This is a genomic window from Verrucomicrobiia bacterium (assembly GCA_036268055.1).
Taxonomy (GTDB): Bacteria; Verrucomicrobiota; Verrucomicrobiia; order Limisphaerales; family Pedosphaeraceae; genus DATAUW01.
In genome coordinates this window covers 74900-87179 of sequence record DATAUW010000034.1, presented here as the reverse complement: position 1 = coordinate 87179, position 12280 = coordinate 74900, and the positions used below count along the sequence as shown (strand labels likewise).

The window sequence follows — 12280 nt, the reverse complement described above, 5'->3', positions numbered from 1 at the left end:
AAATGCGAATGAAAAGATGAGCGCCGGCGAACTTATTTTTGCAGGAGCCCGTACTCCATGCTGTCCACCAGCGCGCCCAGGCTCGCCTCGATAATATTGTCATGCACGCCAACTGTGCCCCATTCGTTCGTGCCATCGCCCGACTCGATGAGCACACGAGTCTTGGCGCCCGTGCCAAGACCGCTGTTAAGGATGCGCACCTTGTAATCGGTGAGTTTGATTTTTTTGACGCGCGGATAAAAACGCACCAGCGCCGCGCGCAACGCCGAGTCCAGCGCATTCACCGGGCCATCGCCCTCGGCAACCGTGTGCGCCACTTCGCCCTTCACCAAAACTTTGATCGTCGCCTGGCAAACCGAAAGCGAACCGTCACGCCGCACGGTCGTTTCGTAACCGGCAATTTTAAATGGCGGTTCCTCATGCTTGAGCGCCTTGCGGATGAGCAATGCGAGCGAACCTTCAGCCGCCTCGTATTCGTAACCCTGATGTTCAAGCTCCTTCACACGATTCAAAATCGCCTTGAGTTCCGGCGTCTCGTTCGTGACTTTGAAACCCAGTTCCTGCGCTTTCATCACGATATTGCTGCGCCCCGCGAGGTCGCTGATCAACACCGTGCGTTTGTTGCCGACGGCCGCCGGATCAATGTGCTCGTAACTGCTCGCGAGTTTTTGCACAGCGTTCACATGCTGGCCGCCCTTGTGCGAAAACGCCGCCGAACCCACCCACGGCAAACGCGGGTTGTGGCCCATGTTCGCGATTTCATCCACGAACTGCGAAAGTTCCTTGAGCTTCGGCAGCGACGAACGCGGCACGCAAGTGCGGCCGAGTTTCAACGCCACGGCGGGAATGACGCTCGTGAGATTGCAATTACCCGTGCGTTCGCCATAACCATTGATCGTGCCCTGGACTTGTACCGCGCCCACTTCGAGCGCGGCCAGCGCATTCGCGAGGCCGAGGCCGATGTCGTCGTGAGTATGGATGGCGATCTTCGTGTTCAACTTCCCGCATGCCATCGCGGTAACTCTGGCAATCTCCGCCGGCAAACGTCCGCCGTTGGTATCGCACAACGCCACAAAATCCGCGCCGGCTTTTTCCGCGGCCTGCCACGTCGCCAACGCGTATTCGGCATCTTCAGTATAACCATCGAAACTGTGCTCGGCATCGTAAATGACAAATTTGCCGTGGTCTTTGAGGTAACGCACCGTGTCGCCGATCATCGCGAGATTTTCCTCGGGCGTCGTCTTAAGCACTTCCTTCACATGCAGGAGCGAAGTCTTGCCGACGATGGTCACGACCGGCGTTTCCGCTTCGAGCAGAATGCGCACTTGTTCGTCATCTTCGACGGGCACGCCTTTGCGCCGCGTTGCGCCGAATGCCGCGAGCCGCGCGTGCTTAAATTTCTTGCGCTTCGCCTGGGCGAAAAATTCGATGTCCTTGGGATTCGCGCCGGGGAAACCACCTTCGATATATTGAATACCAAAAGCATCAATTTTTTCAGCAATTCGGAGTTTGTCCGCCACTGAAAAGTTGATGCCTTCGCCCTGGGTTCCGTCACGCAGGGTCGTATCGTATATTTCGACTTGTGGTTTCATAATCCCGCCATGCGGGGAGCAATATCTACGATAAAAACGGCCTTATTGCAAAGAACATTGTACGTCGGACGGTTGGCCGAACGCGTAGCACAAGCGCACGCGGCAAAAAGCGTTCAACTCCATTTGACCGCAAAACAGAACGAGGCCATAGTGCTGCCAACTTCACTATAACCTTAAAAAACTATGGATGACTTGGCCGAAAAAGAATGCGTTCCTTGCAAGAGCGGCACACTTCCACTGCGCGGTATCGCCTTGACGAAATTAAAGACCCAGTCCGGCGGAGGCTGGAAGGTGGTAAATGGCCATCACCTTGAGCGCGAATATAAATTCAAAGATTTTCGCGAGGCGTTGGAATTCACCAACAAGGTTGGCGAACTTGCCGAGAAGATCCAGCATCACCCCGACATCTTTCTTTCATGGGGCAAGGTGAAGCTGGAAATATGCACGCATAAAATTGACGGCTTGACCGAGAGCGATTTCATTTTCGCCGCGAAGGTGAATAATTTGAAGTGAGCGAAGTTTCAGGTCGCTGACGGTTTCAAGCCCGCTCCGAGCCCAGGGGATTTTTTGCGAACGCATAATCAGCGACGATTTTTCCGCCGACCAGATGTTCCTGGATGATGCGTTCCAAAACTTCCGGCGTGCAGGAGTGATACCAAACGGCTTCGGGATACACGACGGCGATGGGGCCCTGCACGCAGACGCGAAGGCAATTCGCCTTGGTGCGATAAACCAGCGGCTCGGGTCCGATAAGCTTCAATTCCTTCAAGCGGCGTTTCAAAAATTCCCACGATTCGAGTCCGCGTTCTTTGGTGGAGCAAAGCGGTTCGGTTTGATCGGCGCACAGAAAGATATGGCGGCGATAGGATTCGAGGCCGAGGGCGGCGCTGGCTTTTTGCAGTTCTTCGGAGGAATTCATGCGGGCAAATTTTAAGTGAAGGAATCGGTGCTACGCAAAGTCGGTTCGGCGGCGGCAAGCAGGATGCGGCTGATTTCGATGACCGGCGGCCCGGATTTTTTGGATTCAAGCCACACGCCGCCGAGATTGCAATGCGCCGCGCGAAATGAATACGGCTCGCGATGGTAAATGCAAATATCAATCGGCAAAACGTCCGTAGCCGGCGCCGGCACGCTCGTGATGTCGTCGGGAAAAGAAAAACCAAGGATCACAAAAAGTTTGTCGGTATCGGGTTGATGCAGGGTGAGCGTGGAGCTGCGGGGAAATTCGCCTTCCTTGCGCGGCATGATCACGACATCAGCGATGCCGCTGCGAGCGGCTTTCACCAGTTGCACGCGAACGGAAAAATGATTCCCATGTGCGAGCGACGCGCCTTTAAGCTCGATCAGCCAATCCGGGGATTCTGTCTGCAAAAATTCCGGGGGCAACTCGTCAGGTTCTTCCTGTTTTTTCTTCGCGAACAGCCGTTTGAACAAATTCATACTTACGACACCTTACTTCAATAAGCTGAGACCGACAACGCCGCTTACGGCAATCAGCCCGCCAATAATAGAGCGCATGCTGGGCCGCTCGTTTTCCATCACGAGTGAAAAGGGGATGGCCACCAGTGGCGTCATCGCAACAATCGGCAGCACCACGCCGGTGGGTGTGGTCCGAAACGCCCATTGATAACAACTCACGCCGATGGTTTGGCCCGCGAGGCTGTTGGCGAGCACCCACGGCCACAACCGCCGCCATTTCTCGCGCGAAGGCAGCGTCGGATTTTCTCCCGACAAAACCAGATGCCCTTTCACCTCACGCCATTTCACGATTAGCAAACAAATGCCCGCGACGGCCAAACCGCCAATCACCCGCTGATACGCGGTTGTGCCACCATCGAGATATTCGTCATGCGCTTTGAGCACCGCGTAACCTTTGCGGCTTAACACCGCGCCAAACGCGTTGCCGCCAGCGGCGGCGAGGCCAAACAAAATCCCGGTTATTAATGTGCGCCGCGGAAGGTTCAGTTTTTTATCCGGCGCGAGCGAAATGCCAATGCCAATGAGAATGATCGCACCGCAAGCCATTTCTCCCGCCGAAAGTTTTGTCCCGAGCCACAGCCATTCGATGGCGGCGGCAAAAGGCGCGGTGAGACATTGCACCACGACCAGCGTGAGCCGCGAGCCGAGCCGCGGCAGCGTTTGAAAAAGCGCGACATCGCCAACCCCGATGCCGACGATTCCGCTCAGGAGAAAAACCGGGAAACCTTCGCCCGATAATCCCTTGCCGAAAGTCCACGCCCAGATTGAAAGAAAGATCGCCGCGAAAGTCAGCCGCCAAAAATTCGCCTCGGTGCCGCCGATTAATTTCGCCGACCGACTGGCGCAAATCACCGAGATCGAGAAAAAAATGGTTGTCAGAAACGCGGGCAGCATGAGGTCGTATTATCCGGCTGGATGGTATTCGACCACGCCCTGGATTCCAGAAATATAAATGACCCTCTACGCGGAAGCGGTTTGAAAATGGCTCTTTCGCGGGTCGGTGGCGGAGATGACCACGCTCACCGACTTTTGATTGAAGCCCTTGAACCCGCCGTGGCGCTGCAAATTTTCCAGATGACTGCCGAGCGCGCCCTCCTTCATGAATTTCTCAAACTGCTCGCCGGTGATGAGCTTGGCGGCCAGCAAGCGTTCCGCCCGCGAACGGGCGACGGCCCAGCGTTCGCCTTCAGTGAAAGCCTGGCGCAGAAATTCAAAATTCGAAAACGGATTCATCGTATTGATGCCTTGCGCCTTCAACTGGTCGCGCAACAACTGATAATCAAAACGCGCCTCGAGATGATGCATGCCCGCGCCGAGGAAACTTTCGCCATGCAAGCCGACCCACAAACCGACCGTACCAAGCTTGGGAGCCGGGGGCAAACGCTTGCTGGAAAAATCAATTTGGGTTTCATCAGGCATCAAATCCACGTCAGCGAAAACGACAATGCCCACGGTGGGCTGCTCGGAGATTTGCGCGCCCCAGCCCGCTTCGGAACCGGCATAATAACGCTCGCGTTTTTCAAAACCGAGCTTCACCAAAAAATCAATGAGGTCCACGAAATGTTCGCGCGACGAGCGGAACGTGTGATGATCATGGTTGCCCCAGCCCAGGCCGAGTTGGTCCTGGCGGAATTTCTGGATGCGCGCGGCGCGATTGCGGCCTTCCCAATAAGTGCGCTCGGAAGCAAAGAAAAAGTCGCAACTCAGGTCGCGTCCCACGAGCGGGATGCTTTGATTTAAAATATCGTTGGCCAGGACAAAGCCTTCGGCGTCGTTCGCAAAAATACGCTTGCGGGTATGCCAGAGTTCGCGGGCTTTGACGATGGCTTCAAGTTCGCTGGCGCGCAACGGCGCGATGACAAAACCTCGGTAGGCATGGCGTTCGACCGCTTCGAGCCGCGTGCCGTTTTCCTGATGCACGAGCATGCGGCGATAATGCGAAAAGGACGCGCCTTCAATTTCGTGGGCGAGATTATTTTTGGCGGCAAAGTCGGCGACGAATTCGGGACGAAGAGCGATCACCGACGGATTTTGAACGTGGCCCGCGCGCAGAATCACCCGCGGCAAAGTGGCGCGAGGATGATGCAGGACGGTATCGGTCTTCGGAGCTTCGGCTTCGGTATCGAGAACAAAGCCGACTTCGCAAAGAGCTTTTTCATCACCGGGCGACAGGACAAGATGATCAATCCACTCGAAGAAATCGGTGCCGGTTTCCTCGCGCATGCGCAGGGCAAGCTCGCGCGCGAAACTATTGCGCTCAAGAAACGCGGAGATGCGTTCGTGAAGAAATTTTTCCGCATCAAACGCGAGCGGCCAGTCGAACCGTTGCGGATCGTAAGGGCTTTCCTCACGCAGGGAGTTGCTCAACGCACCGCCAGGAGTTTCAGTAGCTGGGCTGATCATAGTCTTCTCACGGTTAGGTTTAATCTATCACAGTTTCCGAAATATTAAATTTGGCATCGTGCCACAATGTTTGCGCGCTGCCGGGCGTCAGCCGAATTGAATGCCTTGCGCCAACGGCAACTCGGCTGAGTAATTAATGGTCACCGTTTGGCGGCGCATATAATTCTTCCAACTGTCGCTGCCGCTTTCACGTCCGCCGCCGGTATCTTTTTCGCCGCCGAATGCGCCGCCGATTTCCGCGCCGCTGGTGCCGATGTTCACATTGGCGATGCCGCAATCACTTCCCGTCGCGGCGAGAAAGCGTTCGGCTTCGCGAAGTTCATTGGTGAAAATCGCGGAACTAAGCCCTTGCGGCACGGCATTGTGCGCGGCGATGGCTTCGTCCAGATTTTCGTACGGAATCAAATAGAGAATGGGCGCAAAGGTTTCCTCCTGCACGATTTTGAAATGAGCTTCGGCGATGGCGATGCACGGACGAACGTAGCGTCCACCCGGAAACGCCGTCCCGCGCAACGGCTCGCCGCCATACAAAATTTTTCCACCTTCGCGCTTGAGTTCGGTGATGGCCTGTTGCATCTGCGCGACGGCCTGGACACTGATAAGCGGGCCCATCAATGTGTCGTCAGCGAGCGGGCTGCCAATCGGCACCTGGCGATAAGCCGCCGTCAGTTGTTCAGTCAATTTTTCAAAAATGGATTTGTGTGCAAAAACGCGCCGCGTGGAAGTGCAACGCTGCCCGGCCGTGCCCACCGCGCCGAAAACAATCGCGCGAACGGCGAGGTCAAGGCTCGCGCTGGGCGCAACGACGATGGCATTGTTGCCTCCGAGTTCGAGCAAACTGCGTCCGAGCCGGCGTCCAACCGCTTCCGCCACGATTCGCCCCATGCGAGTCGAGCCCGTTGCCGAGACGAGCGGGATGCGGCGATCGTGAATGAGCTTCGCGCCAATATTAATACCATCACCGCTTACGAGAGAAAAGATGGCAGGATCAATTCCATTGGCGCGGCAAACGCGTTCGGCAATGAGCGTGGTGGCGATGGCCGTCAGTGGAGTTTGTTCAGACGGTTTCCAAAGCGTCGCATTGCCACAAACAGCAGCGAGCGCGGCGTTCCACGCCCACACGGCGACGGGAAAATTGAAAGCCGTGATGACACCCACCACGCCGAGCGGATGCCACTGCTCCATCATGCGATGCTGCGGACGCTCGCTGGCGATGCTGAGCCCATAAAGCTGGCGCGAAAGGCCGACCGCGAAATCGCAAATATCAATCATCTCCTGCACTTCGCCTTCGCCTTCGGCGGGAATCTTGCCGGCCTCCAGCGTGACGAGCCGGCCGAGGTCGCGTTTGGAATCGCGCAAGGCATTGCCGAGTTGGCGGATGATTTCGCCGCGCTTGGGCGCAGGAATGATCTGCCATTTTTGAAACGCGGACGACGCGCGTTGAACGCAAAGATCGTATTCGGCGGGCGTGGCTTGCCGAATTTTCGCGAGAACTTTGCCGTCAACCGGCGAAACACTTTCAATGATGGCGCCGCTGCCAATCCATTCGCCACAGAAGACACCGGGGTTCGTCGGCTTGAGCCCCAATTTTTTCAGCAACGCAGCCGTAGAGGAAACTGGTTTTGATTTGGCGGGAGATTTTGGCATGGCGAAAGATTATGCAACTTTTCTGCACGCGATGTCCATGATGCGCAACGCGGCTTCGATGGCATCGTCCTTCACATCAAGCACGGGACGCAGGCGGATGGAACGCTCGCCACAGCGCACGACCAGCAGGCCGAGTTCGTAAGCGCCCTTCCAAAAAGCATCGCGCCGCGCGGCATCCGGCAAATCGAACGCCAGCAGCAGTCCGCGTCCACGCACGGCGGTGATGACAGAATGGCGACGTGAAAGTTTTTGCAGCGCGGCAAGAAATTTCTCGCCCTGCCGCCGCGCATGATCCACGAGTTTCTCCTGCTCGATGATGCGCAGATAATGAGTCGAGCGGACAAAGTCGGTGAAGTTGCCGCCCCAGGTCGAATTGATGCGGCTCGGCAGGCGAAAGACATTGTCCTTCACTTCGTCGAGACGCGGCCCGGCCATCACGCCGCAGACCTGCGCCTTTTTTCCAAACGCAACCAAATCAGGCGCGAGATCAAAATGCTGGCAGCACCAATTCCTGCCGGTCAAGCCCATGCCGGTTTGGACTTCATCAAAGATGAGCAACATTTCGTTTTCATCGCAAATGCGGCGAAGGGTATGCAGCCATTCACCGCGAAAATGATTATCGCCGCCTTCGCCCTGGATGGGCTCGATGATGATAGCGGCAATATCCGCGCCTTTTTTAGCGATGAGTTCGCGAATTTGTTTCTCAACCTGCTTCTCACGAGCCGCGACATCTTTATTGCGTTCACTAATCGGCAAAGAGAAATCAATGCTCGGCGCCGGAACGCGCGGCCAGGGGAACTTGGCGAAATACTGAATCTTGCGCGGATCGGTATTCGTGAGGCTCATCGTGTAACCGCTACGTCCGTGGAACGCCTTTTCAAAATGGAGGATTTCCGTCCCGCGTTCGCCGCGACCGGCGGCGATGTTCTTGCGCACTTTCCAATCCATCGCCGCCTTGAGCGCATTTTCGACCGCCAACGAACCGCCTTCGATGAAAAAATAACGGCTGAGCGCCGGTATTCCCACCACGCGCGCGAAGGTATCCACAAATGTGGCAAAGGGAACCGAGTAAACATCCGCGCTGGCTACCTTGATCTTGGCTGCGGCGAGAAGGTCGGCTTCTACTTCAGGTCGTTTAAAGTAAGGATGGTTATAACCAACGGGCATCGAGGCATAGAAACTATAAAGATCTATGATTTCGCGGCCACTCGGCTGATCCACGAGGATTGAACCGCGGCTCTTTTTGATATCAACCACGAGCTTGAAACCATCCACCAGGATATGCTTTTGCAGTTCGGCAATGACCTCGCCGGGCGCAATGGCGGCGGGCAATTTCTTCGCCGCAGTTTTATTTGCGGTGGTTTTCTTCGGGCGGATACGGGCAATCTTCGACATAAACGAGTTACTCAGTAACTGAGAAATTCAACTGCTAATTGAAGGTAATTTAACTATATTGTGGATACAAGAAAAATGGGGCGCGCAACGAATTCGTTTTGTAATTCAAAACACGACGCCTAGCCTGACGAGTAACTCGTCTGTGAATTATCGGTGTTGGGAAATTCAATTCATTATTGTGTAATGTTGTTTTGGCCGCGCCGAAGTTTTTATTTGAAGATCGGCGCATCGCGCGACAATTTTTATGAAATTTGATCAGCGATGGGAGGATCTAATCATGTGTCCGGCGGAAAAAAGTGACATCGCGTTCCACCGCTACGATAATTATATTTTACCAACCGTGCGTGAGATTGTGAAATTTTTTGGACGAAAATCCCACCGTCGCATACAAAGAAATGGTCGAGATTTACGCTTTCCTGAATGCCGGATGAGAATCGATGGGGACCGTCAAATTAGCGGTTATAAAGGGAAAAACTACCCAAAAGCCTTAACCTTTGCCTTCCGAATATTCGCAAATTGCGAAAGCCAGATTAAAAAACCGTTTGCTATTGGAGGTTTTCAGTGTATTGTGCCTCCGCAGATAGATAACTCGTGTATTTCGAGGCTAGGAAAATCTTCAGTTGAAAGTGTTTTCAGTGATGATTTGAAACCCGATGGTCGGGAACGGTCTGGGAAGAAGCAGTCAGTCTAAAAGTAAAGTCAGTCATATCATCATGAGCACTAAATTGTATGTTGGAAATCTTTCCTACAACACAACCGAAAATCAGTTGCAAGACCTCTTCTCCGCGCACGGTCCGGTGACCAGCGTGGACTTGATCATGGACAAATTCAGTGGCCGCCCCCGCGGCTTCGGCTTTGTCACCATGGAAACCAAGGAAGCAGCCGACGCAGCAGTCGAAGCCTTGAATGGCAAGAATGTTGACGGCCGCGACCTCACGGTCAATGAAGCCCGTCCCCGTGAAGAACGCGCTCCCCGCTCCGGCGGTGGCGGCGGCGGTTACGGTGGTGGACGCGGCGGCAGCGGCGGTGGAGATCGTGGCGGTCGCCGCGAATACAGCCGTTAATCATTGAATTGATTTCGCAGTGTGGGATTCCTCGCGGAGTCCCACACTTTTTTTGTTTCGTTTCGAAGCCTGTCCTTCGACCCTGAAACCTTCACTCATCGGCAGGGAAAGAAAGGCCTTATGGAAGAACCTATCGAGATTGAAGGAAGAATTTTGGCGGTGCTCGCCGGCACGATGTTTCGCGTCGAACTGACCAATAAACATCAGGTGCTCGCGCACATCTCCGGCAAGATGCGCAAACGCTTCATTCGCTTGACGGTCGGTGACCGGGTGCGCATGGAAATGTCCCCGTACGATTTGGACAAGGCGCGGATCGTTTACCGGCTGCAATAAGCCGGCGAAGGTTGAGCGGATCAGCCAAGTTTCAGGAAGTTTTTCAGGATCGTCCGCCCGTTCTCCGTCAAAATACTTTCGGGGTGAAACTGCACACCCCAAATGGGATGCTGTTTGTGCCGCACGCCCATGATTTCGCCTTCGTCCGTTTCCGCAGTGACTTCCAGGCAATCGGGCATGGTGTCTTTTTTGATGACCAGGGAGTGATACCGCGTTGCGGCAAAGGGATTTTCCATGCCTTCAAAAAGGTCCTGCCCGTTATGACGAATGGGAGACGTTTTGCCGTGCATCATCCGGTAATTCACGATGACTTCGCCGCCGAAAGTGTGGCCGATGCATTGATGGCCAAGGCATACGCCGAACAAGGGGATCTTCGGACCGAACGTGCGGATGATCTCGTTTGAAAGCCCCGATTCGCGCGGAGAACAGGGGCCGGGCGAAATCAAAATGCGTTCGGGCTTGAGGTCGCTGATTTGGTCGAGCGAAATCTGGTCGTTGCGATGCACCTGCAATTCCACCTGCATCTCGCCGAGATACTGCACGAGGTTGTAGGTAAACGAATCGTAGTTATCAATCACCAGCACCATATATGGCACACATGGTAATTCAACTTTTGCGATTTGGAAACCAGAAATCGGCCAAAGGCATCAGGCGGATTTTTTTGCTTTGCGAGTCCGGCGCGGTTTGAAGAGTTCCATTTGCGGTTCCCGGAAAAAATCATAATTTTTCAGGACACGAATGGTTTGCAGCAAATCCGATTTTTGATAATTGCGGTTTGATTCGGTCTGCTGAATCAAATCACCGAGGATGGTGTGAAAGAGAATGATGGCGTCAATGCCCTTGGCGCGGAGGAGTTCAATGCTTTGCGCGCGCGCCTCTTCGCCCTGCGGCAACGCGGGTACGATCAAAATTTTCGTGAGCGAACCGTCATCGCCAAAACTTTCCGCGGCGCGCTTGAACGAGCCGGGTTCAACGAAGCGAAAAATTTCGGGAGCGTTGGCAAGCACGGCGGGGCTGAAGGTTTCCGTGTGCCAGCCTTTAACGACCACCACGGCTCGTTCGACCCCGGGCAAATCCTGGGTGGCCAAAATAAAAGGCAGCGGCACTTCGCGGTCGCGCGGTTGGGGATTGAGCACAAAGAAATCAATCTCGTCATCCTCCCGCCGCTGCGGCGCGATATATTTGCGCTGCTGCCGGACGAGGAAACCGTTCAACTCGAAAAACTCGCGGACAATGGTTTCGCTGACGGCAGACATGGCTCAATCCTTTGAATTTAAAATTTCCTCGATCAAGGCGATGGGCACTTTGTGGCCGAATTCGACTTCGCCAATATTTTTTGCCAGAACGAATTTCACTTCGCCCGCGCTGACTTTTTTGTCGAGCTTCATGGCGTTGCCGAGACGAGTGAGTTGCGTGCGAGTCGGTTGGTATTGGGTGGGCAGGCCGGCGTTTTTGAAAAGAGAGGCGATGCGTTGGACATCGGCATTCGGCAGGCTGAGCTGGCGCTGGGATAATTTTGCGGCGGCGATCTGGCCAATCGTAATGGCCTCGCCGTGCAGATATTTTCCATAGCCGGAAATCGCTTCGATGGCGTGGCCGATGGTGTGGCCAAAGTTGAGGATGGCGCGAAGACCGGTTTCGGTTTCGTCCTCGCCGACGACGTAAGCCTTGATCTCGCAGCAACGCGCAACGACGCGTGCGAGCGTGGAAGGATCGCGTTTGAGCAGGCGAGGCATGTCCCGTTCGAGTTGGAGGAAAAATTTTGCGTCGCTGATGATGCCGTATTTGATGACCTCGGCGAGTCCGCTGCGGTATTCGCGCTCAGGCAAAGTTTTCAACGTATCCAGATCGCAGAGCACGAGGCGCGGTTGATGAAAAGCGCCGACAAGATTTTTTCCCGCCTTGAGATTCACGCCAACCTTGCCACCAACTGAACTGTCCACTTGCGAAAGCAGCGTCGTCGGCACCTGAACGAACGCGATGCCGCGCAAATAAGTCGCCGCCACAAATCCTCCGAGGTCACCGACGACGCCGCCGCCTAAAGTTACAACGAATGATTTGCGTTCCAGCCGATGCTTTGCAAATTGGTCGTAGCAATATTCAACGGTCTTGATGCTCTTGGCAGTTTCGCCGGCGGGCACGGTGATGGTCACGACTTCAAAGCCAGCGCGGGTGAGTGAACTTTCAGCGGCTTTGGCGTAGAGCGGCGCGACATGCGCATCGGAGATGATCGCACACCGACGACCTAATTCGAACGCGGCGCATTCGGAACCCAGCCGCGCGAGCAGACCGCCGCCAATTTTTATATCATAACTGCGGGCGGCCAATGGAACATTCACTTTGCGCATGCGATGATTTAAAGGGGTG

At 54.9% G+C, this 12280-nt stretch carries 14 protein-coding genes; 4 read left to right on the top strand and 10 right to left on the bottom strand.

Translation table 11 applies throughout. The annotated features are described in order from the left end of the window. Positions 1-32: 32 nt before the first annotated feature. Positions 33-1592: a citramalate synthase gene (cimA, locus tag VH413_17870; GenBank protein HEX3800565.1), complete on the bottom strand. Its 1560-nt coding sequence runs from the start codon at positions 1590-1592 to the stop codon at positions 33-35. A 183-nt stretch (positions 1593-1775) separates the two neighbouring features. Here cimA and VH413_17865 point away from each other — a divergent pair, with 183 nt between their 5' ends. After that, positions 1776-2105 carry a 4a-hydroxytetrahydrobiopterin dehydratase gene (locus VH413_17865; protein ID HEX3800564.1) on the top strand — a complete coding sequence of 110 codons (330 nt, stop codon included), beginning with the start codon at positions 1776-1778 and terminating at the stop codon, positions 2103-2105. Positions 2106-2130: 25 nt separating this feature from the next. Here VH413_17865 and VH413_17860 read toward each other — a convergent pair whose 3' ends face one another. The 6 genes from VH413_17860 to lat form a co-directional block, all read right to left on the bottom strand. Further along, a complete protein-coding gene (locus VH413_17860; protein HEX3800563.1) occupies positions 2131-2511 on the bottom strand; it encodes a (2Fe-2S) ferredoxin domain-containing protein in 381 nt (126 codons plus the stop codon). Positions 2512-2522: 11 nt separating this feature from the next. Then, positions 2523-3032 (bottom strand): hypothetical protein, encoded by a 510-nt coding sequence (locus VH413_17855; GenBank protein HEX3800562.1) that lies wholly within the window; start codon positions 3030-3032, stop codon positions 2523-2525. A 12-nt stretch (positions 3033-3044) separates the two neighbouring features. Then, positions 3045-3965, bottom strand: a complete 921-nt coding sequence (locus VH413_17850; GenBank protein HEX3800561.1) for a DMT family transporter — start codon at positions 3963-3965, stop codon at positions 3045-3047. 66 nt (positions 3966-4031) lie between these two features. Next, a complete protein-coding gene (locus VH413_17845; GenBank protein HEX3800560.1) occupies positions 4032-5474 on the bottom strand; it encodes a hypothetical protein in 1443 nt (480 codons plus the stop codon). 87 nt (positions 5475-5561) lie between these two features. Next, the gene (locus VH413_17840) at positions 5562-7121 is read right to left on the bottom strand and encodes an aldehyde dehydrogenase family protein (protein HEX3800559.1); all 1560 of its coding nucleotides are present in this window, start codon (positions 7119-7121) and stop codon (positions 5562-5564) included. Between the two features lie 9 nt (positions 7122-7130). After that, positions 7131-8516 carry an L-lysine 6-transaminase gene (gene lat / locus VH413_17835; GenBank protein ID HEX3800558.1) on the bottom strand — a complete coding sequence of 462 codons (1386 nt, stop codon included), beginning with the start codon at positions 8514-8516 and terminating at the stop codon, positions 7131-7133. Between the two features lie 244 nt (positions 8517-8760). On the opposite strand from lat, the gene VH413_17830 reads away from it, so the two are divergent. The 3 genes from VH413_17830 to infA all read left to right on the top strand — a co-directional run bounded on the left by VH413_17830 (position 8761) and on the right by infA (position 9913). Continuing rightward, on the top strand, positions 8761-9207 hold the full coding sequence (locus VH413_17830; protein ID HEX3800557.1) for a hypothetical protein: 447 nt from the start codon (positions 8761-8763) through the stop codon (positions 9205-9207). Between the two features lie 22 nt (positions 9208-9229). After that, complete coding sequence (locus VH413_17825) at positions 9230-9580, top strand: RNA-binding protein (protein HEX3800556.1); 351 nt, start codon at positions 9230-9232, stop codon at positions 9578-9580. A 120-nt stretch (positions 9581-9700) separates the two neighbouring features. Beyond that, on the top strand, positions 9701-9913 hold the full coding sequence (gene infA, locus VH413_17820) for a translation initiation factor IF-1 (protein ID HEX3800555.1): 213 nt from the start codon (positions 9701-9703) through the stop codon (positions 9911-9913). A gap of 20 nt (positions 9914-9933) precedes the next feature. On the opposite strand, the gene VH413_17815 is transcribed toward infA, so the two are convergent. From VH413_17815 to aroB, 3 genes are read right to left on the bottom strand one after another with little or no spacing between them, the layout of a single operon-like run. Further along, complete coding sequence (locus VH413_17815) at positions 9934-10500, bottom strand: aminodeoxychorismate/anthranilate synthase component II (protein ID HEX3800554.1); 567 nt, start codon at positions 10498-10500, stop codon at positions 9934-9936. Positions 10501-10560: 60 nt separating this feature from the next. Further along, positions 10561-11169, bottom strand: a complete 609-nt coding sequence (locus VH413_17810) for a hypothetical protein (GenBank protein ID HEX3800553.1) — start codon at positions 11167-11169, stop codon at positions 10561-10563. A 3-nt stretch (positions 11170-11172) separates the two neighbouring features. Then, positions 11173-12261: a 3-dehydroquinate synthase gene (aroB, locus tag VH413_17805; protein ID HEX3800552.1), complete on the bottom strand. Its 1089-nt coding sequence runs from the start codon at positions 12259-12261 to the stop codon at positions 11173-11175. Positions 12262-12280 lie beyond the last annotated feature (19 nt).